The following is a 21,173-nucleotide window of genomic DNA, read 5'->3' on the forward strand; positions in this document are numbered from 1 at the left end:
CGAACGACAACCGTGAGGTTGGCGACGTGAATAGTCACGAGGCCATCGGTTCATACCCGGAAAGGCGATATCTTGCCCGCAGCTTAGTCGTCAATGTAAGAATAATGAGTAAGTTACGATGAAAAGAATGTTAATCAACGCAACTCAGCAAGAAGAGTTGCGTGTCGCCCTTGTGGATGGGCAACGTCTGTACGACCTGGATATCGAAAGCCCGGGGCACGAACAGAAAAAAGCTAACATCTACAAAGGAAAAATCACCCGCATTGAACCTAGCCTTGAAGCCGCCTTTGTTGATTATGGCGCTGAAAGACACGGTTTTCTCCCTCTCAAAGAAATCGCCCGCGAATACTTCCCTGCTAACTATGCTTCCCACGGTCGCCCGAACATCAAAGATGTGCTGCGCGAAGGCCAGGAAGTTATCGTTCAGATAGATAAGGAAGAGCGCGGCAACAAAGGCGCAGCCCTGACCACGTTTATCAGCCTGGCGGGCAGCTACCTGGTTCTGATGCCGAATAACCCGCGCGCGGGCGGCATTTCTCGCCGTATCGAAGGCGACGATCGTACCGAACTGAAAGAAGCGCTGGCCAGTCTCGAACTGCCGGACGGCATGGGTCTTATCGTGCGTACCGCAGGCGTGGGTAAATCCGCCGATGCGCTGCAGTGGGACCTGAGCTTCCGCCTGAAACACTGGGAAGCCATTAAGAAAGCCGCTGAAAGCCGCCCTGCCCCGTTCCTGATCCATCAGGAAAGTAACGTGATTGTGCGCGCATTCCGTGACTATCTGCGCCAGGATATCGGCGAAATCCTTATCGATAACCCGAAAGTGCTTGAGCTGGCTCGCCAGCACATTTCCGCGCTGGGCCGCCCGGATTTCAGCAGCAAAATTAAGCTGTACACCGGCGAAATCCCGCTGTTCAGCCACTACCAGATTGAATCGCAAATTGAATCGGCGTTCCAGCGTGAAGTGCGCCTGCCGTCCGGCGGATCTATTGTTATCGACAGCACCGAAGCGCTGACCGCTATCGATATCAACTCCGCCCGCGCAACCCGCGGCGGCGACATAGAAGAAACCGCGTTCAACACCAACCTGGAAGCGGCAGATGAAATTGCGCGTCAGCTGCGCCTGCGTGACCTCGGCGGCCTGATCGTTATCGACTTTATCGATATGACCCCGGTGCGCCACCAGCGTGCGGTGGAAAACCGCCTGCGTGAAGCCGTTCGTCAGGACCGCGCGCGCATTCAGATTTCCCATATTTCACGCTTCGGCCTGCTGGAAATGTCCCGTCAGCGCCTGAGCCCTTCTCTCGGCGAATCCAGCCATCACGTGTGCCCACGCTGTAGCGGCACCGGCACCATTCGCGACAACGAATCCCTGTCCCTGTCGATTCTGCGTCTGATTGAAGAAGAAGCGCTGAAAGAGAACACCAAAGAAGTTCACGCCATTGTTCCGGTGCCGATTGCTTCTTATCTGCTGAACGAAAAACGTGACGCCATTACCGCCATTGAAACCCGTCAGGGTGGCGTGCGCGCGGTGATTGTGCCGAACGACCAGATGGAAACGCCGCATTATTCGGTACTGCGCGTGCGTAAAGGCGAAGAGACCAAAACGCTGAGCTACATGCTGCCGAAGCTGCATGAAGAAGCTATGGCTATGCCGTCTGATGAAGAGCCTGCCGAACGCAAGCGCCCGGAAGAACCCGCGTTAGCGACCTTCGCAATGCCGGATATTCCGCCAGCGCCGCAGGAGATCCCAGCCGTTCAGGAAGCCCCCGCTAAAGTTCAGGCCGCGCCGCAGCCTAAAGCCCCGCAGGAGGCTAAACCTGGCCTGCTTTGCCGCTTTATTAGCGCGCTGAAATCCCTGTTCGCCGGTGAACCTGCCGCACCTGCTCCAGTGGCAGAAGAGCCGAAGAAAGAAGCCGGTGAAGAGAAGCAGCGTGGCGATCGCCGCAATAACCGCCGCCAAAACAACCGTCGCGATCGTAACGACCGTCAGGGCCGAGACAACCGCGATAACCGTGAGCCGCGTGAACCACGCGAACCACGCGAACCGCGCGAACCGCGTGACGAAAATCGCCGTAACCGCCGCCAGGCGCAGCAGCAAACGGCAGAAGTGCGTGAAGTGCGCGACGTCGCCGTTGACGAAACGGAGCAGGCCAAAGGCCGTGATGAGCAGCAGCCGCGTCGTGAACGCAACCGCCGCCGTTCAGATGATAAACGCCAGGCACAGCAGGACGTTAAAGGGCTGAACCGTGAAGAGCTTCCGGAACAGGATGTCGAGCAGGAAGAACGCGTTCAGGTGATGCCGCGCCGTAAACAGCGCCAGTTGAGCCAGAAAGTTCGCTTTACTAATGATGTGGTTGAATCAGAAGCGATTGTCGATGTTGAACCGCAAGAAACCGCGCCGGCACAGCGTACCGAGCTGGCGACCATCCCGCTGCCTGCCGTGGTTGAAAACGAGGTTGCCGAGCAGGAAGAAAGCGTTGAAAACCGCGCTGATGCTAACGGTATGCCGCGCCGCTCTCGCCGTTCGCCGCGTCACCTGCGCGTAAGCGGCCAGCGCCGTCGCCGTTACCGCGATGAGCGTTACCCGACCACGTCGCCGATGCCGTTGACCGTCGCATGCGCTTCACCGGAAATGGCCTCTGGCAAAGTCTGGATCCGCTATCCGGTCGCCCAGGCGCCTGTAGTTGAACAGGTTGAACCGCAGGAACAGCCGGTTGAGCAGGCAGCGATTCAGATTGCGCCAGTAGTCACTAACGTCGCTGAAGCGGCACCGGTTGAAACCACCCATCCGCAAGTTATCGCCACGCCGGTAGATGCCCAGCCGGAAATGATCGCGCCGCAGGACGAAGTGGTTGCTGAGCAGGTCGCGGAAGAAGCCAAACCGGTGGACTCTGCTCCTGTTGAAGAAGAGGCACAAGGTGCCGCGCAGGAAGAAGCCATCGTGGTAGAACCTGTTGTGGAAGAAAGCATCGCTGATGCGCCGCAGGAACAACCTGCCGAGCTTGACGTTGAGCCGCAGCCAGCAGTGGTTGAACCATCAAAAGCAGACGTTGCCGCGCAGCCTGAGCCAGTTGTTGAACCGGTGAAAGCCGCAGAACCGGTGAAAGCGGTGCCGCAATCTGAAGCGACACCGGCTGCCGCTAAACTGGTTGCCAGCGCGCCGATGACCCGTGCGCCTGCGCCTGAATACGTACCGGAGCCGCCGCGTCATAGCGACTGGGTGCGTGAGCCGTTTGACTTTAGCGGTAAAGGTTCTGCCGGCGGCCACAGCGCCAGCCATCAGGCTACCGCACCAGCCACCCGCCCGGGACAAGCTGAATAACCTCCCCACAAGCCGGTCTTTATGACCGGCTTTTTTTTGGCTTCTCCGGCGGTTGCATACCCATCAGTTCAGGCAGAATTTCACGCATTAAATCGAGGAATTTACGCAATCGTGCTGGATAGTAGCGGCTGTACGGATAGGCCAACCACACCGGCAGCGGCGCCGCCTGCCACTGCGGCAGGACATGAACTAGTTTGCCCTCTTCAAGATCCTGCGCCACAATCCACGCCGAAACGATACCCACGCCTAACCCCGCCAGCACCGTCTCTCTGACCGCGTACAGACTATCGGTACTCAAACGCGGTGCGATAGTGAGCGAGCGCGTGTCGCTGCCTGCGATCTGTTTCAGAGTCACTTCCTGCTGATAGAACAGGTTTAGCGCCACCCAGGGCAATGCCGCCAGCGCCTCAGGCTCGTGAATCTCGGGGTATTGCGCCAGCAATTCCGGCGTCGCGACCACGATACGCGGCACTTCCGCCAGCAACACCGAAATGGTCGACGGGTCAGGCTGCGCGCCGAGGTGGATTGCGCAATCAATATTCTCGCTGATAAACAGCGGCGCTTTGTCGTTCAGCATCCACTCCACATTCATCTGCGGATACTGGCGGAGAAACTGCGTTAGCGGCGCGATCAACTGCTGTTGGCCGAAAGCGTGAGGCGCACGCACCCGCAATGTCCCGACCGGTTCATCCCCGGCGTTGCGCAGATCATCTTCCAGCCTCATCCAGTGGCCCGTCACGGTTTTGGCGTGCTGATAACAGCGTTCGCCATCGTCAGTGAGCTTCATCGCGTGCGTGGTACGTAGCAGCAGTTTGCAACCCAGCATTTCCTCCAGCGATTTTAGCCGTCGGCTGACGGTCGCCTGCGTGGTCGTTAACTGCACCGCTGCCGCGCTTAGCGAGCCGCTTTCAATGATGCGAATGAAAGTATTCATCAGTTCAATTCTGTCTATACGCTCATACTTCATTATTTTTTACCTGTTATACGTATCACGTATAACCGTTTTATCAGTTGTCCTTCTACCGCGCCAACGCGGCGTGACTGACAATCCATCTCAATGTCAGACAACGAGGATTTATCCATGAATACACTTTCTCCTTCAGCCTTACTGCGGACGTTACTGGTGCTGGCCACTGCAGCCGGATTCAGTGTGGCGTCAATCTACTATGCCCAACCGATCCTGCCGCAAATTGGCGAGAACCTGCATCTCAGCATCGCCAGCCTCGGGCTGATCCCTACCCTGACACAGGCGGGTTATGCGCTGGGTATCTTGTTCCTCTTACCGCTGGGTGACCGTTTCGATCGCCGTCTTATCATCCTGATTAAATCCCTGGCGCTGGCACTGATGCTGATGCTGTACAGCTTCTCGACGGGGGAACACAGTCTGCTGGCGTTAAGCCTGCTACTGGGCGCCTCAGCCACCGTGGCGCAGGACATCGTTCCCGCAGCCGCCATCCTTTCCACCTCAGGCAAACAGGGTAAGGCTGTTGGGATGGTGATGACGGGATTATTACTGGGGATCCTGCTTTCCCGTACCGTGAGCGGGCTTATTAGCGCCGCCTGGGGCTGGCGCATGATGTACCAGCTGGCAGCGCTGAGTATCGCGCTGGTGGGTGTGGCGCTATGGCGGGTACTGCCGCGTTTTGCCGCCCAGTCAGCGTTAACTTACCCGTCGCTGATGAAATCGATGGTTTCCCTGTGGCTCCGTCATCCTGCATTGCGCCGCGCGGCGCTTGCGCAGGGCCTATTGTCCGTCGGGTTCAGCGCCTTCTGGTCGATGCTGGCGGTGATGTTAAGCCAGCAGTTTCATATGGGCAGCGCCGTGGCGGGAGCCTTCGGCATTGCGGGAGCCGCGGGCGCGCTGGCCGCGCCGCTGTCGGGTTCGCTTGCGGATAAAGTAGGTTCAAGCCGGGTCACGCAATATGCCGCCACACTCGCCACGCTGTCATTTGGGCTGATGTTCTTTCTTCCCCTGCTCTCGCCCTTCTGGCAACTAACGCTTATCGCGCTGTGCGCCGTTGGTTTCGACCTTGGGCTGCAATCCTCGCTGGTGGCACATCAGACGCTGGTCTACCGTCTCGATCCCCAGGCGCGCGGTCGTCTTAACGCGCTACTGTTTACCGGCGTGTTTATTGGTATGGCGGCAGGCTCCGTACTCGGTAGCGCCATGTGGGAAGAGTATGGCTGGATGGGAGTCGTAATGCTGGCAGTATTGGCCAGCGCAGGCAGTCTGCTGGTGCGGATGGCAGAGCGTCGTCAGCCTCACGCTAAAACACGCGCTTTATATTAGTGAAATCCTAAAACCAGGGCTTACTGCGCGTATGATCGTTCATTTGAGATAATATTCAGCCCTGCATCACCCTTGTCTAAGCCACTGATAATTAATATCAGTCAGCATTACGATGATCAAAGCCCGGCGATATGGATTGCATCGGGCACGATCGTCCCGTCACTGAATAAAGGGAATTATATGAGCAACGTCCGTCAAAGTACGCCGGATCGTAAAATCCCGCTCAACATCACTGTCTACGATGCAGCTGTTGAGCGAATTTCATGGGTCTTCGACACCTTTTCCCGGGTTTGTGTATCATTTTCCGGCGGTAAAGATTCCACCTTATTATTTCATTTAACGGCGCGGGAAGCGCGCAAGCGCGGTAGAACGTTCAGCGTGCTGTTTCTCGACTGGGAGGTCCAGTTCCAGTACACCATCGACCACGTTCAGGCGATGAAAGCCTTATACGCAGATTGTACGGAAACGTTTTATTGGGTGGCCCTACCTGTCTCCACCGTTAACGGTACATCAGCCTACCAGCCGGAATGGACGGCCTGGGAGCCAGGCATCGATTGGGTTCGCACTCCGCCAGCAGATGCCATCACTGAACCTGAGTTTTTCCCGTTCTATACACCCGGCATGACCTTTGAAGATTTTGTTCCTGCATTTAACGACTGGCTGGCCCGCGTAGCGCCTATAACCCCCACCGCTATCCTCACAGGAATGCGCGCCGATGAATCCCTGATGCGTTTTCAAAGCATCTGCGATCGCCGTAAAAATCGCTACAGCATGGATCGGCCCTGGACGACAGCCAGCATGACATCCGGAGCCTGCACCGTTGCCCCGTTATACGACTGGCACACCGCAGATGTGTGGTCGTGGTTTGCCCGTACAAACGCGCAATGCAATCCGCTTTACCAACTGATGCACCAGGCAGGCGTAAAACCCCGTTATATGCGGATCTGCGAACCCTTTGGCCCGGAACAGCGCGCTGGCCTGTGGCTGTTTCATGTCCTTGAGCCAGAGCGGTGGGACAGGATCTGTTGCCGGGTGAGCGGCGCGCATACCGCGGAGTTATACGCCGCCGGACGCAATGGATTTTATGGTCAGGGGCATATCTCAAAACCGCAGGATAAGACCTGGAAAGAATACGCCTTGTTTTTACTCGACAGCCTTCCGCCGTCAACCGCAGAGCATTATCGCAACAAAATCGCCATTTATTTACAGTGGTTCCGGCAGAGGGATTATCCCGACGATATCCCCGATTATCAGGACAAAGATACCGGCAGCCGGGATATCCCCTCATGGCGGCGCATTTGCCGAACCATCCTGCGCAACGACTACTGGTGTCGGACGCTCTCATTCAGTCCTACCCGTACCCACCATTATGAACGCTGGAAAAAACGTGTTCAGGAGAAACGTAAACTATGGCAAGTGATATGACATCTACTCTGGCAACGCTAATGGAGCCGCTGACACACTGGCTAAACGAGCTGCCGGAACAGGCGCGTATTGAGGCGCTGAATGGAATTAAAACGCAACTGCACAGCTTAAGTCCCTTTCAATAAGAGCCGGTCGACTGTGTACTGTGGCTTAAAACCGACCGGTTAAAAGAGAATAACTACAATCCAAACGTTATGGCGGCAACGGAACGAAAATTACTGATTCGCTCGCTGATCCAGGATGGCTACACGCAACCGGTGGTGGCTATCTCCACCGTTGAAAATAGCCTGAATTTAGTGGATGGGGCGAATCGTTTTCGTGCAGGAATAAAAGATCGTACGCTGGCGGAGCGGCTAAACGGTTATATACCGGTCGTGCTACTTCAAAAAGACGCCACGGAACGTGACGCCAGTATAGCCTCCACGGTACGCCATAACCGTGCCCGCGGTAAGCATCAGGTGCCCGCCATGTCGGATCTGGTCCAGGAATTAGTCCGGTACGGGTGGGATGATGAGCGTATCGCAAAAGAGTTAGGTATGGAGGCGGATGAAGTGTTGCGCCTGAAGCAGACGGCGGGCTTAAAAGATATGTTTGCTCACCGTCATTTTTCGCAAGCCTGGACGGTAGAGTAACACCACCCTAACCGCTAAAAAAAAGCCCGCTCCGGGGTGCGGAAGCGGGCATAAAGCATATCCAGTTTCAAAATATGCTCAAATTGTTCACCCTATCTGTTCAACTGGAACAGCGACATGCCCTGCATATCGGTGAAGGTCTTGTAAGACGCCTGAAGCGCGGCTTGCTGCATCACATAGGATGAAATCACCGAGTTCCAGTCTGCATCAATCAGGTTGCTCATCTGCTGCGTTTGTCCGAGGGCACGATCGCTGCCCAGGGTATCCAGGCTGCCCAGTTCGGCCAGTTGGGTACCCAGCTCAGCCTGCACCGTCAACACGTTGTTGAGCGAGTTTTTCAAACCGCGGTTGGTTTTATCCACAGCGGCATCCAGCGCGGCCTGTTCTTCTTCCGTCGCCCCGGTTTTCGGGGTTTTCAGCGCCGCGATCGCGGTGTCGAGCATGTTAAACAGGCTCTTCTCCTGGGTGCTGCCTTCCGGCTCTGGTACGGCGTTACTGGTGACGTTCATAAACACCGAATCGCCGGTATGCCCAATCACCATGCTGCGCGCGGCGTCCACCTTTTGGGTGATCTGCTCGGTGCCGCCGTTGTATTCGATTTTGCCCGGCTCGCCGCTGAACGGCGCGGCATCGGTTTTGAAACCGGCGAAAATATAGCGCCCGTTACCGTCGGTGCTGTTCGCCAGGTTCAGCAACTGATCGCGGATCCCTTGCAAATCGGTAGACAGTGAGGCGCGGTCGTCATCGCTCAGCGTGCCGTTGCCCGCCTGCACGATCTTTTCCTGCGCGGTCTGGATCGCGGTGGTGACCTGGGTCAGCACGCTGGTTTCCAGCGATACTTTCTGGGTCGCGAACAAACGTGCCTGGGTATACTGGTTGTTTTCCGCCTGAGCCTGGGACAGCACCACCGCCTGCGCGGCGGCAATCGGATCGTCCGAAGCTTTATTCACCCGCTTGCCGGTGGACATTTGCTCGCCGTAACCCAGCCATTCGGTCTGCGCATTGGTGATACCGCGCATATTCTGCTGGTACATCATTTGAGTACTGATACGCATCGATCAATTCTCCCGTTAGCGGATGGACAGCAGCGCATCAAACAGCGTGGACGCGGTCTGAAGCACCTGGGCATTCGCCAGGTAATATTGCTGGAAACGTTGCAGATTGCCGTACTCTTCGTCGAGGTTGACCCCGGAGATAGACTGCTGCTGGTTGGTCAACTGCACAACCACATTGCTCTGGGTGGTGCTGGTCACTTTGAGCGTGCTGGTTTGGTTACCGACATCGCTCACCAGGCTGGCGTAGGCGTCGTTAAAGGTTTTATTGCCGCCGACCATTTTTTTGTTTTGCAGGTCGAGCAGTTTCTGACCGTTGGTATTGTCGCTCTCACCGGTGTCTTTGCCGCCCGCCATCGCAATGAGCGACTCGTCTTTGATCTTCACTTCCATATTGATAATGGCGTTGGTGACCGGTTTAACCATAAACGAATCGTTATTGGCCGCCGTACCGGTGATGTCGATCTTCAGACCGTCGAATTCAATGGAGTCGCCATTGTCGGTCAGCTTAACATTGGCATTGTCGGACAGCCGTGTTACCTGCCACTCACCGCCGACGCGGGTCACTTTATAATCCGACGCCTGCACTTCCGACGTATTGGCGAAACTCACCTCAAACGTCGCGCCCGGTTTGCTGTTTTTAGTATTGCTCAGCGCTTCCGGTTTACCGAAGCTGAAGAAATCGGTGCCGCTTTCATTATTCGCATCCACACCCGCTTTATGCTGGGTGTTGAAGGCATCGGCAAACGCCAGCGCCATCTGGTTCAGGGAGTTACGCGTTTGATCCAGGTTCTGGGAACGGAACGTCATCAGGCCGCCCAGAGAGCCGCTGGTCAGCAGTTTTTCCGGGATCTCGACGTTGCCTGCGGTTTTATCAACAAACGCCACCGTCGTGCGCGACGGATCGGCGCTTGACGTTACCGCCGCCAGTTGGTTGGCCGTACTGCCCTGCACCAGGGTGTAGCCGTTGCCGACGGTCACGTTGTAAGTGCCACCGTCCTGAACCGTCACTTCCACACCGACGATCTTGTTCAGCTCGCTCACCAGTTGGTCGCGCTGATCCAGCAAATCGTTCGGCGACGCCCCTGCACCCACGCCGGTCAGGCGCGTGATCTGGTCATTAAGATTGGCGATCTGCTTCGCGTAAGTGTTGATCTGGCTGACGCTGGTGCCGATAGAGCCATTCACTTCTTTATTCTGGTCGCGCAGATACTGGTCAGTGACGCGGAACTGGTTAACCAGCCCTTCCGCCTTGCCCAACAACGCCTGGCGCGACGCCGGATCTTCCGCGTTGCTCACCAGCGTCTGCATGGTTTTAAAGAAATCCTGCATGGTGGTCGACAGCGTGTTGGTACTGCTGGAGAGCATATTGTCGATTTTCGACATCTGCTCATAGCGGGTCGTCAGGCCGCTGCTCTGGTTTTGCGCAGCGCGTAATTGATTGGAGATAAACGCGTCATATTCACGGTGTACACCGGTCACGTTAACGCCATTGCCCACCCATCCACCGGCACCCAGCGTACTGTTGGCCTGAGAAAGCACCGTCGTCTGACGGGTAAAGCCCGCAACATTGTAATTGTTGATGTTGTTACTGACAGTATTCAGTGCCGCCTGAGCCGCAGAAAGGCCGCTCATTGCGCTGTTAATTAAGCTACTGGACATGGAGGTTCCTTATGAACTTTCAGACTCGGTTCCTGCATACCGTTATCGGCAACCCTGTACCGAACTTGAGGCATTTTCAGAACAAAGTAGAAATATCGTTGCTATAGGCTTTGGAGACTTTTTCGCTCATCGCTTTCAACTGGCCAATCATAGTGGTCAGCTTGCGGGCGTAGTTGGGATCGGTGGCGTAACCGGCGTTTTGTAGGGCCGTCGCGCCCTGCTCCGCCGTCGCCGCGCTGGTCACGGCGGCATAGCGCGGGTTGCGGGTCAACAAGCTGACGTAATCCGACAACGCTTCCAGATAAGAGCCGTAAGCGCGGAATTTGGCTTTCACTTTTTTGGCTTCACCGTTTTCATATTCGGTGGTGGTGATTTCAGCCACCTCACCTTTCCAGCCGGGGCTGGCTTTAATGCCAAACAGGTTGAAGCTCGGCTCGCCGTTGGCTTTTAAAATCTGCCGTTGGCCCCAGCCGGATTCCAGCGCCGCCTGGGCCAGAATCAGGTGATGCGGCACGCCGCTTTGCTCGCTCGCCAGCTTCGCCGGCAGCGACAGCGCCGCAAGAAAGTCTTTGCTGTCGCCGCTGAGCGGCTCTTCCTGCGACGGCGCGCGTGGCACCGCCTGGCGCACGGTCTGCGCCAGGGTTTGGGTCTGGTAGCGGTTGATGGTTTCCAGATCGAACTTCAGCGGCACCTGATCCGGCGTGTCGGCTGGCTGCTGGGATTCGCTGGTCATTTGCTTAACCATCGCGTCCGCCAGGCCCAGCCCTTTGCCGCCAGACAGATGCTGGGCGATCTGCTGATCGTACATACTGGTGTAAAGCCGCGTCTGGTCGCTGCTGAACAGGCCGTCTTTCGGCAGCGCCTCACGCATGCTTTTCAGCATCATCTGGACAAACATGCCTTCGACCTGCTGGGCCACCGCTTTGACGTTCGCCTTCGGGTCCTGTCCCGCTTTCGCTTTGAGATCGTTCAGCGAGTTCGCGTCCCATGCGGCGCTGGAGAGCAGTTTGGTGTCGTTCAGCATAACAATGACCTAGATGATTTCCAGTTTGGCGCGCAGACAGCCCGCCGTTTGCATCGATTGTAAAATCGACATCAAATCCATCGGTGTGGCACCCAGCGCGTTAAGCGCCCGCACCACGCTGTTCAGGCTGGCGCTGGACTGCACGCTTTGCAGCGAACCGCCGCTCTGGCGCATATCGATCTGGGTGTTCGGCGTGACCACCGTCTGGCCGCCGCCGAACGGCGTATCCGGCTGGCTGACGTCAAGCTGGCGGTTTACGGTGACCGACAGATTGCCCTGCGCCACGGCACAACTGTCCAGCGTCACTTCGCGGTTCATCACCACCGAGCCGGTACGCGAGTTAATAATCACTCTGGCATCCTGCGGCGCGACGTTCACTTCCAGGTTCTGGATATCCGCCAGGAAGCGCACCTGGGAGCTGCCGCCGGTCGGCACGCGCACCTGGATTGTGCGGGAGTCCAGCGCCGTGGCGCTGCCGTAGCCGCGAACCCGGTTAATGGTGTCTGTGATTTGCTGCGCCAGCGTGAAGTCTTCGCGGTTGAGCTGAAGATTCAGGGTATTGCCGTTGCCGAACTGGCTGGGCAATTCACGCTCGACCACCGCGCCGTTGGTGATGCGCCCGCCGTTCAACTGGTTAACCTGAACGCTGCTGCCGCCCGCCGACGCGCCCGCGCCGCCGACCAGAATGTTGCCCTGCGCCAGCGCATAAACCTGGTTGTCCACGCCTTTCAGCGGGGTCATTAACAGCGTGCCGCCGCGCAGGCTTTTGGCGTTACCCATCGAGGAAACCACCACATCGATGGTCTGTCCCTGGCGGGCAAAGGCCGGGAATGACGCCGTGACCATCACCGCTGCGACGTTTTTCAACTGCATGTTGGTGCCCGGCGGCACGGTGATGCCCAGTTGGGAGAGCATGTTATTTAAGCTCTGGGTGGTAAACGGCGTCTGGGTGGTCTGGTCGCCCGTTCCGTCCAGGCCCACTACCAGCCCGTAGCCAATCAAGGAGTTTTCCCGTACGCCCTGTACGCTTGTGAGGTCACGAATACGGTCGGCCTGGGCGAATGACGCCACCAGCAGCAACCCGATTGTGAGGAGTGATTTCAACATAGTCACCTCGCTTACATCGGCGATAAGTTAAGGAAGAAACGCTGCAGCCAGCCCATGTTCTGCGCTTCATTGATATAGCCGTTGCCGACATATTCGATACGCGCGTCCGCCACGTTGGTAGACGGAACGGTGTTGCTGCCGCTGATGGTGCGTGGGTTCACGACACCGGAGAAACGAATGAATTCTGTGCCCTGGTTAATGGCGATCTGTTTTTCGCCTACCACGTGCAGGTTGCCGTTCGCCAGAACCTGATCGACGGTCACGGTGAGCGTGCCGCTAAAGGTGTTGCTGGCGTTGGCGCCGCCTTTGCCGTTAAAGCTGTTGCCGCCGGAGGCGTCCACCGTTGCGCGGTCGTTGCCGAATAATCCCTGTAGGTAGCGCGGCACCGCATCAAAGCCGAAGTTGGTTTTGCCGTCGCGACTGGCGTTGGCCGAGGAGCTCTTGCTGGCGCTGACGTTTTCTTGCAGGACAATCGTCAGGGTATCGCCGATATTGCGCGGTCGGCGGTCTTCGAACAGCGGCTGGTAGCCGTAGTTAATCGGCTGGGCGGACTGGAAAATAGAACCGTTGACCACCGGCGCGGCGCCAGGCGCGGGCTGCGCGGTTGTCGCGCCCTGCACCAGCGGCTTCGAGGGTACCCAGGCACACCCGGATAATGTCACCATCAGGGCGATAAAGAGAGGGCGATATTGCGCACCGGTATTTTGCATTGCTTTCATCTTCAGTATTCGTGCCCGGCGCGGCGCGAACCGCGCCGGAGTCACGTTAGAGTTGTGTCAGTTTTTGCAGCATCTGGTCAGTGGTGGAGACCGCTTTACTGTTGATTTCGTAAGCGCGTTGCACCTGGATCATGTTCACCAGCTCTTCCGCCACGTTCACGTTAGAGGTTTCCACATAGCCCTGATACAACAGTCCCGCACCGTTCAGCCCTGGCGTACTTTCGTTCGGCGCGCCGGAGGACTGGGTCTCGATGTACAGGTTTTCACCAATGCTTTCCAGACCGGTGTCGTTCATAAAGGTGGTCAGGTTTAACTGCCCGACCTGAACCGGTGCGGCCTGGCCCTGCTGGGTCACGCTCACCAGGCCATCGCGACCGATGGTGATGCTAAGCGCATTCGCCGGAACGGTGATCGCAGGCTGCACCTGGAAACCGCCCGCCGTGACCAGTTGGCCGTTCTGATCCACCTGGAACGAACCGTCGCGGGTATAGGCAGAGGTGCCGTCCGGTAACATCACCTGGAAAAAGCCCTGGCCTTTAATCGCCACGTCTTTGCTGTTGCTGGTTTGCGACAGGTTACCCTGGCTGTGCAGACGTTCGGTCGCCACCGGACGCACGCCGGTACCAATCTGCAAACCGGACGGCAGCGTGGTTTGTTCAGAGGACTGCGCACCCGGCTGGCGGATGGTTTGATACAGCAGGTCTTCAAACACCGCGCGCTGGCGCTTAAAACCGTTGGTGCTGACGTTCGCCAGGTTGTTGGCGATCACATCCATATTGGTTTGCTGGGCGTCGAGGCCGGTTTTCGCAATCCATAATGAGCTAATCATAAAGTGCCCTTATTAAGTCATCGACAGCAGCTGGTTAGCCCGCTGAGAATTTTCATCGACGCTGGAGATCACTTTCATCTGCATCTCAAAGCGTCGGGCGTTGGCGATCATATCGGTCATCGCTTCGACGGGTTTGACGTTGCTGCCTTCCAGCACGCCGGACATCACGCGGATGCTCGGGTCGGCCTGCAACATCGGCCCACGTTGCGCCTGCGCGGCGGCGCTCAAGCGGAATAAACCGTCATCGCCACGCACGATTTCATTCCCATCGGCTTTAACCAGCTTCAGACGGCCTACCGGCGCGACGGTGTTCGGCGGATCGCCGGGATTAAGCGCCGAAATGGTGCCGTCCGCCGCGATGGTGATTTCCGCCCCTTCCGGCACCACAATCGGGCCGCCGTCGCCCATCACCGGATTACCCTGAATGGTCAACTGCCCCCCGGCAGTCACCTGGATATTCCCGTTTCGGGTATAGGCTTCGGTCCCTGCCGCACTCTGCACGGCGATCCAGCCATCCTGCTGTAGCGCCACGTCCAGCGGGCGTGAGGTGTAATCCAGCGCGCCCTGGGACATATTGGCCCCCGGAGTGGACGCCGCCACCAGGGTGCGGGTCGGCATCGACAGGCCTTCCACCGGCACCGCACGCAGCGCGGTAAGCTGGGCGCGGAAACCTGGCGTAGAGGAGTTTGCCAGGTTGCTTGCGTTGACCGCCTGTTGGTTCAGGGTCTGGCTGGCAGCCCCCATAGCGGTATAAATAGCGTGATCCATTAGGCCGTCCCGTCAGGCGTTAACGCAGGTTAACCAGCGTGTTCAGGATCTGGTCCTGAGTCTTGATGGTCTGGGCGTTCGACTGGTAGTTACGCTGGGCCACGATCATGTTGACCAGCTCTTTACTCAGATCGACGTTGGAGGCTTCCAGCGCGCCGTTGGTCAGTTGGCCAAAGTTGCCGCTGCCCGCAGTGCCCAGCAGAGCCACGCCAGAGGCGTTGCTCGCTTCCCACAGGTTATCGCCCTGTGATGAGAGCCCTTCCGGGTTGGCGAAGTTCGCCAGTACGATTTGACCCAGCAGTTGCTGCTTCTCGTTGGAGTAGTTGCCGACCACGGTGCCGTCATCGTTAATCTGGTAGCTCACCAGGTCGCCCGGCTTATAGCCGTTCTGCTCGGTGGATACGATGTTGTTGGAGCCGGTGTTCTGCTGCATCGAGCCGGTAAAATCCAGGGTGAACCCGGTCGGCGCAACGCCGTTTAATGAACCCGGCGTCATGGCGATCGAAGCCGGATTCGGCGCGGTCAGGTTACCGTTGCCGTCAAAGGTCATGGTGGTCGGCGCGGAAACCGGGCTGCCCGCCACGCTGCTGTCCTGGTAATACACCGCCCAGCTGCTGTCGGCGTTCTTACGGAAATAGACGTTCATGTCATGGGCGTTACCCTGGGTATCGAATACCGTGACGCTGCCCTTTTTGTTGTAGCTGTCTGCGTTAGCCGGGTTAAACGCCACATCCGCAGCAATGGTTTTATCCGAAGAGTTCAAGTTAACCACCATCGACGCGGTGGTGGTGACTTTCGCAGACATCAGGGTGTTCGGGATAGTCAGACCTACCGGGTTTGCGCCCTGCTGAATAGTCGGCGGGGTGCCTGTCGCCGGGTAGCCGGTCACCTGCATGCCCTGCATGTTGGTCAGGTTGCGGCTTTCGTCCAGTTTGAACTGGCCGTTACGGCTGTAAAACACCGAACCGTTACTGTCCACCAGACGGAAAAAACCGTTCTGGCTGATGGCGACGTCGAGGCCACGACCGGTATTAGTAGTAATGCCGTCGCTGAAATCCTGCGTTACCGCCGCGACTTTCACGCCGAGGCCCACTTTCGAACCGGCGAACATATCAGCGAAGGAAACGGAAGCGGATTTAAAACCATAGGTCGCGGAGTTGGCGATGTTGTTGCCAATCACGTCCAGGTTGGAGGCCGCAGCATTCAGGCCGCTGACCGCTTGAGAAAAGCCCATGTCTTACTCCTGTAAGTGCAAGCGTTAGATAATTTGTCTCACTTCGCTGATTGCGAGAGTGCCGTAGGTGCCTAAATCCAACAGGGTGCTGCCATTGCTGCGCGTCACGCCGTTGACTAAAGCGAAGTTAAGCGGCTGCGCCACCAGTTGCGTCGTGCCTGAGCTGGCAGAAATAGTCACGTTATACGCGCCGTCCGGCACGGCAGTGCCGTCGGCCATCTTGCCGTCCCAGCTAAAGGTGTGAACGCCTGCGCTCAGCTTGCCGATATCCAGCGTCTGCATCACCTGGTTATCTTTATTGGTGATGGTAGCGGTGACTTTATCCGCCGCCTGCTGCAGCTCGACACCAAACGGCGTAGTGGTTTCTTTACCGGCCAGAATGGTGCTGCCGGGGATCATCACGCCGCGATCGATCAGGGCGCTGGCCTGCAACGACTGGTTGTTATCAAGCTGGCCGGATACCGCGCCAAGCGTGGTATTCAGCTTCTCGATACCACTCACGGTGCTGATTTGCGCCAATTGGGTGGTCAGTTCGTTGTTTTGCAGCGGGTTGGTGGGGTCCTGGTTTTTTAACTGCGCCACCAGCAGCGTCAGGAAGCTGCTCTGGAGATCCGACGCGCTGTTGCCGGTCAGGCTATTGGAACCGGTTGAGGAACGGGTTCCACTGACGCCGGTATTGGTTGGGTCGTTGACGTTAACGGCAATGGACATGGTGTTCTCCTTATTGTCCGATGGTCAGCGTTTTCAGCATCATGCTTTTCACGGTGTTCAGCACTTCGACGTTGGCCTGATAGCTGCGCGACGCCGACATGGTGTTGACCATTTCGCCGACCACGTCGACGTTAGGCATTTTGACGTAGCCGTTCGCGTCCGCCAGCGGGTTGCCGGGCTCATAGACCAGCTTGTCCGGTGCCTGGCTTTCTACCACCTGGCTGACCTTTACGCCGCCTGTCGCTGCGCCGGGCTGGGCATCCACCTGGAACACCACCTGTTTGGCGCGATAGGGCTGGCCATCCGGCCCGGTCACGCTGTCGGCGTTGGCGAGGTTACTCGCCGCGACGTTGAGGCGTTTCGATTGCGCGGTCATGGCAGAACCGGCGATATCAAAAATATTGAGCAGTGCCATGATTAGTTTCCTTGTTGCAGCACGGACATCATGCCTTTGATTTGCCCGCTCATCAGCGTCAGATCCGACTGGTATTTCAGTGCGTTATCTGCAAACTGGGTACGCTCGCGGTCCATATCCACCGTGTTGCCGTCCATCGACGGTTGGTCGGGGATGCGGTACAGCAAATTCATGGATGGGGCCGTGGAAGCCTGGGCGGGAATGTGTTGCGCGGAGGTCATGGTCAGTGCAACCGTGTTGCCTTGAGCCCGTCCGCGCTCCATTACCTGTTTGAGTTGGCTGGCGAAATCGATATCCCTGGCCTGGTAGCCTGGGGTATCGGCATTAGCAATGTTCGCCGCCAGGATCTCCTGACGCTGCGCGCGCAAATTGAGCGCTTCCTGCTGAAAACGCAACGCGGCATCGAGTTTGTCGAGCATGGTTCCTCCGCGAATAGCATGGTGATGGCGACAGCTTAATGCGCGACCACCTCGCCTTATCGTTGGAATAAGCGCAAAATGCGTCGCTATTTGTTGCCTTGAGTCATTACGAGTCGCGGTAAAATCTTCACCATCGCGCTACCGGAGCCTCGGATGAAACGTTTACCCGCCACGCTTGCTACCGCTTTAATGCTGCTTAGCGCATCGGCTCATGCTGATGTGACGGCAGGATTGACGGCTTTTTTCGCCCAACGACTGGCGGGTATCAGCGACGAGGTTCAGGTCACGGTCAAGTCGCCGCAAAGCAACTGGCCAGCCTGTGACAATCCGGCTTACAGCCTGCCCGGCAACGCCAGGCTGTGGGGCAACCTGAGTGTGCTGGCGCGCTGCGCAAACGATAAACGCTATTTGCAAGTCACGGTTCAGGCATACGGCGAGTATGTGGTGGCGAGCGCCCCTGTCGAACGGGGCAGCGAGTTGAATGAGAGTAACCTGCGCCTGCAACGCGGTCGGCTGGACCAGTTGCCGCCGCGGGCGATGTTGTCGCTCGATCAGGCGCGTCAGGCCCAGACGCTGCGCGATCTGGCACCGGGACAAACCCTGACGATGGCAATGGTACGCCAGCCCTGGCGGGTAAAAGCTGGGCAGCGCGTGATTGTGATCGCCACGGGCCAGGGATTCAGCGTCAACAGCGAAGGACAGGCGTTAAATAACGCCGCCGTAACGCAGAATGCCCGGGTCCGCATGGCTAACGGCCAGGTGGTCAGCGGAACGGTAGATAATGATGGGAATATTCTGATAACGCTATAATCTCCAGCCTCTACACTCAACCCGATGCCGCGTAACAGGCGCACCGGGGCTGAGACCGTAAGGTAAAACATTCATTCTCGTCATTAATCTTCGGGTAAGCGTAATGATGGGTGTAAAGATTTTGCTGCGGCTGCCGATAGAATATCAACAAATGATAAGACAGGCTCACAGCCACGAGCCCCCTCGATGAGGATTGTACAATGAGCATAGAACGCACATCGCCTTTAAAACCAATCGGCACTGTCCAACCGCGCGAGGCGGCCGAGCCTGCACACGTTCCCGTCAATCGCCTGGATAAATCCGCATCCGCCACCAGCACCAGCGTAACCTTCAGCGGCGCACAGGCGCGGCTGATGCAGGCCGGAAGCAGTGATATCAATATGGAGCGCGTTGAAGCGCTCAAAACCGCGATTCGAAACGGCGAGCTCAAAATGGACACAGGCAAAATTGCCGATGCGCTAATTAACGAAGCTCAGAGTTTCCTGCAGAGTAAATAATGGTATGAGTCGTCTGTCAGAAGTGCTGGATCAAATGACGGCCGTCCTTAATTCACTGAAAGAGGTGATGGACGCCGAGCAACTTCAATTATCAGCAGGCCACGTGAATGGCAGCGCGTTACAGCGCATCACCGAGCAAAAAAGCTCGCTGCTGGCCACGCTGGATTATCTGGAGCAGCAGCGCCGTGCGGAACAAAACGCAGGGCGTAGCGCCAATGACGACGCGCCGGGACGCTGGCAGGCGATCACCGAAACCACACAGCAATTGCGCACGCTTAACCAGCACAACGGCTGGCTGCTGGAAGGGCAGATTGCCCGCAATCAGCAGGCGCTGGAGGTGCTGAAACCGCACCAGGAACCGACGTTGTACGGCGCGGATGGCCAGACGGCGAATCCCCTGCGCGGCGGGAAGAAGATTTCGATTTAATCTGTTTGTCGGGCCTGACGTTCTGTCAGGCCCGTTGATTCACTCACGCTGTCCTGCGAGCAAAATCCCGCACTCTGAATCCCAGCACCGCCAGAGTCGCGAAATACGCCACCACCCCGACGATCACCACCGCCAGCAGGCGCAGAATACGGTACGGCATGGTACCGGTATCCCAGGCAGGCATCACCATCATCATGCCGATCAGCGCGCCCGCCATCACCAGCACCGCGATAATCAACCGGATCAAAAAGCCCGCCCAGCCGGGTTCAGGCTGGAAGATTTTTTGCTTGCGCAGTTGCCAGTACAGCAGGCTGGCGTTGAGGCAGGCGGCAAGGCCGATAGACAGCGACAGCCCGGCGTGCTTCAGCGGGCCGATAAACGCCAGGTTCATCACCTGGGTCATGATCAGCGTCACGATAGCGATTTTGACCGGGGTTTTAATGTCCTGGCGCGAGTAAAAACCCGGTGCCAGCACTTTCACCACGATCAGCCCCATCAGGCCCACCGAATAGGCAATCAATGCCCGTTGGGTCATGTCGGCGTCAAAGGCGGTAAATTTACCATACTGGAACAGTGCGGCGATCAGCGGTTCGGCCAGGATACCCAGCGCCACGGCGCTCGGCAGCGCCAGTAAAAAGCACAGCCGTAATCCCCAGTCCATCAGGCGGTTATATTCATCATGGTTGCCGCTGGCGAAGCTGCGTGACAGCGACGGCAGCAGGATAGTGCCCAGCGCCACGCCCAGCACGCCGGACGGGAATTCCATCAGGCGATCCGCGTAGTACATCCAGGAAACCGAACCGGACACCAGGAATGAAGCGAAAATGGTGTTAATAATCAGGGAAATCTGGCTCACCGACACACCGAGGATCGCCGGACCCATCTGCTTCACCACCCGCATCGCGCCCGCATCGCGCAGATTAATGCGCGGCAATACCAGCATGCCGATCTTCTTCAGGTGCGGCAGTTGATACAGCAGTTGCAGCACGCCGCCTACCGTCACCGCCCAGGCTAACGCAAGAACCGGCGGATGAAAGTACGGCGCGGCAAACAGCGCAAAGCCAATCATGCTGATGTTGAGCAGCGTCGGGGCAAATGCCGGAACGGAAAAACGGTTCCAGGTATTGAGGATCGCCCCGGCCAGCGAGGCCAGCGATATCAGCAGGATATACGGGAAGGTAATTCGCAGCAGTTGTTCAGTCAGTGCGAATTTATCGGCGGTATCCACAAAGCCCGGCGCAGTCACCAGGATCACCCAGTGCGCGCCGATAATCCCCAGCACCGTAACAATCGCCAGCGCCAGAGTCAGCAGGCCCGAGACATACGAGATAAACAGCCGCGTGGCCTCTTCGCCCTGCTTGCTTTTATATTCCGCAAGGATCGGTACAAAGGCCTGGGAAAATGCCCCTTCGGCGAAGATACGGCGCAGCAGATTGGGTAATTTGAAAGCCACAAAAAAGGCGTCGGTCGCCATCCCTGCGCCAAATACCCGTGCCACAATGGCGTCGCGCGCAAAACCCAGCACGCGGGAAAACATGGTCATTGAGCTGACCGCAGCCAGCGATTTTAATAAATTCATTATTCCGTTCCACAAACACTGACGCCTGCAAAGCAGGCGTCAGGTATTCAGCGAGCGCCTAGTCTACCCGAGCGCCGGTGAAATTCTAGCGGCAGATGTTCCCCTTCATAATTAAAGTTGCAGATGCGTTGGCATTACTCGGCCCTCCGGGCCTCGCCCTAAAGGGCCGCCGCAAGCGGCGTTCAAATCGGCTAAGCCGATTTGTCCTCGCTCACCCCAGTCACTTACTGATGTAAGCTCCTGGGGAT

The 21,173-nt window shown here is 57.5% G+C and carries 19 protein-coding genes and 1 pseudogene; 7 read left to right on the forward strand and 13 right to left on the reverse strand.

Annotation, left to right across the window (positions count from 1 at the left end; genetic code table 11):
* Window positions 1–118: 118 nt before the first annotated feature.
* Complete coding sequence (rne, locus tag RT120_RS11175; protein WP_312982651.1) at window positions 119–3,325, forward strand: ribonuclease E; 3,207 nt, start codon at window positions 119–121, stop codon at window positions 3,323–3,325.
* Window positions 3,326–3,344: 19 nt separating this feature from the next.
* On the opposite strand, the gene RT120_RS11180 is transcribed toward rne, so the two are convergent.
* A complete protein-coding gene (locus RT120_RS11180) occupies window positions 3,345–4,292 on the reverse strand; it encodes a LysR family transcriptional regulator (protein ID WP_312982652.1) in 948 nt (315 codons plus the stop codon).
* Window positions 4,293–4,406: 114 nt separating this feature from the next.
* Between RT120_RS11180 and RT120_RS11185 the strand changes: the two genes are divergently transcribed.
* From RT120_RS11185 to RT120_RS11195, 3 genes and pseudogenes are all read left to right on the forward strand, one after another.
* The gene (locus tag RT120_RS11185) at window positions 4,407–5,615 is read left to right on the forward strand and encodes an MFS transporter (protein ID WP_409515043.1); all 1,209 of its coding nucleotides are present in this window, start codon (window positions 4,407–4,409) and stop codon (window positions 5,613–5,615) included.
* A 180-nt stretch (window positions 5,616–5,795) separates the two neighbouring features.
* Window positions 5,796–7,040, forward strand: a complete 1,245-nt coding sequence (locus tag RT120_RS11190; RefSeq protein WP_312982655.1) for a phosphoadenosine phosphosulfate reductase — start codon at window positions 5,796–5,798, stop codon at window positions 7,038–7,040.
* Window positions 7,025–7,672, forward strand: a pseudogene (locus tag RT120_RS11195) (ParB N-terminal domain-containing protein). The gene RT120_RS11190 and the pseudogene RT120_RS11195 overlap by 16 nt, the downstream one beginning before the upstream one ends.
* A 92-nt stretch (window positions 7,673–7,764) precedes the next feature.
* Here the strand turns inward: RT120_RS11195 and flgL are convergent.
* The 11 genes from flgL to flgB all read right to left on the reverse strand — a co-directional run bounded on the left by flgL (window position 7,765) and on the right by flgB (window position 17,612).
* Complete coding sequence (gene flgL / locus RT120_RS11200; RefSeq protein ID WP_312982656.1) at window positions 7,765–8,727, reverse strand: flagellar hook-associated protein FlgL; 963 nt, start codon at window positions 8,725–8,727, stop codon at window positions 7,765–7,767.
* 15 nt (window positions 8,728–8,742) lie between these two features.
* On the reverse strand, window positions 8,743–10,386 hold the full coding sequence (flgK, locus tag RT120_RS11205) for a flagellar hook-associated protein FlgK (protein WP_312982657.1): 1,644 nt from the start codon (window positions 10,384–10,386) through the stop codon (window positions 8,743–8,745).
* A gap of 76 nt (window positions 10,387–10,462) precedes the next feature.
* The gene (gene flgJ / locus RT120_RS11210) at window positions 10,463–11,410 is read right to left on the reverse strand and encodes a flagellar assembly peptidoglycan hydrolase FlgJ (protein WP_312982658.1); all 948 of its coding nucleotides are present in this window, start codon (window positions 11,408–11,410) and stop codon (window positions 10,463–10,465) included.
* 9 nt (window positions 11,411–11,419) lie between these two features.
* Complete coding sequence (locus RT120_RS11215) at window positions 11,420–12,517, reverse strand: flagellar basal body P-ring protein FlgI (protein ID WP_312982659.1); 1,098 nt, start codon at window positions 12,515–12,517, stop codon at window positions 11,420–11,422.
* Between the two features lie 11 nt (window positions 12,518–12,528).
* On the reverse strand, window positions 12,529–13,227 hold the full coding sequence (flgH, locus tag RT120_RS11220; protein WP_125292496.1) for a flagellar basal body L-ring protein FlgH: 699 nt from the start codon (window positions 13,225–13,227) through the stop codon (window positions 12,529–12,531).
* Window positions 13,228–13,282: 55 nt separating this feature from the next.
* Window positions 13,283–14,065, reverse strand: coding sequence for a flagellar basal-body rod protein FlgG (gene flgG / locus RT120_RS11225; protein ID WP_125292120.1), 783 nt, complete (start codon window positions 14,063–14,065; stop codon window positions 13,283–13,285).
* A gap of 12 nt (window positions 14,066–14,077) precedes the next feature.
* Window positions 14,078–14,833, reverse strand: a complete 756-nt coding sequence (locus tag RT120_RS11230; RefSeq protein WP_312982662.1) for a flagellar basal body rod protein FlgF — start codon at window positions 14,831–14,833, stop codon at window positions 14,078–14,080.
* A gap of 19 nt (window positions 14,834–14,852) precedes the next feature.
* Window positions 14,853–16,067 carry a flagellar hook protein FlgE gene (gene flgE, locus RT120_RS11235; RefSeq protein ID WP_312982664.1) on the reverse strand — a complete coding sequence of 405 codons (1,215 nt, stop codon included), beginning with the start codon at window positions 16,065–16,067 and terminating at the stop codon, window positions 14,853–14,855.
* A 24-nt stretch (window positions 16,068–16,091) separates the two neighbouring features.
* Window positions 16,092–16,778 (reverse strand): flagellar hook assembly protein FlgD, encoded by a 687-nt coding sequence (flgD, locus tag RT120_RS11240; RefSeq protein WP_312982666.1) that lies wholly within the window; start codon window positions 16,776–16,778, stop codon window positions 16,092–16,094.
* Between the two features lie 10 nt (window positions 16,779–16,788).
* Window positions 16,789–17,193 (reverse strand): flagellar basal body rod protein FlgC, encoded by a 405-nt coding sequence (gene flgC / locus RT120_RS11245; protein WP_125292124.1) that lies wholly within the window; start codon window positions 17,191–17,193, stop codon window positions 16,789–16,791.
* A 2-nt stretch (window positions 17,194–17,195) separates the two neighbouring features.
* Window positions 17,196–17,612: a flagellar basal body rod protein FlgB gene (gene flgB, locus RT120_RS11250; RefSeq protein ID WP_312982668.1), complete on the reverse strand. Its 417-nt coding sequence runs from the start codon at window positions 17,610–17,612 to the stop codon at window positions 17,196–17,198.
* Window positions 17,613–17,765: 153 nt separating this feature from the next.
* On the opposite strand from flgB, the gene flgA reads away from it, so the two are divergent.
* From flgA to flgN, 3 genes are all read left to right on the forward strand, one after another.
* Complete coding sequence (gene flgA / locus RT120_RS11255) at window positions 17,766–18,422, forward strand: flagellar basal body P-ring formation chaperone FlgA (RefSeq protein WP_312982670.1); 657 nt, start codon at window positions 17,766–17,768, stop codon at window positions 18,420–18,422.
* 200 nt (window positions 18,423–18,622) lie between these two features.
* The gene (flgM, locus tag RT120_RS11260) at window positions 18,623–18,919 is read left to right on the forward strand and encodes a flagellar biosynthesis anti-sigma factor FlgM (RefSeq protein ID WP_312982672.1); all 297 of its coding nucleotides are present in this window, start codon (window positions 18,623–18,625) and stop codon (window positions 18,917–18,919) included.
* A gap of 4 nt (window positions 18,920–18,923) precedes the next feature.
* On the forward strand, window positions 18,924–19,346 hold the full coding sequence (gene flgN, locus RT120_RS11265; RefSeq protein WP_312982674.1) for a flagella biosynthesis chaperone FlgN: 423 nt from the start codon (window positions 18,924–18,926) through the stop codon (window positions 19,344–19,346).
* A gap of 43 nt (window positions 19,347–19,389) precedes the next feature.
* Here flgN and murJ read toward each other — a convergent pair whose 3' ends face one another.
* Complete coding sequence (murJ, locus tag RT120_RS11270) at window positions 19,390–20,925, reverse strand: murein biosynthesis integral membrane protein MurJ (RefSeq protein ID WP_312982676.1); 1,536 nt, start codon at window positions 20,923–20,925, stop codon at window positions 19,390–19,392.
* Window positions 20,926–21,173 lie beyond the last annotated feature (248 nt).

This window comes from Atlantibacter sp. (assembly GCF_032062175.1).
In the GTDB taxonomy this organism is placed as follows: domain Bacteria; phylum Pseudomonadota; class Gammaproteobacteria; order Enterobacterales; family Enterobacteriaceae; genus Atlantibacter.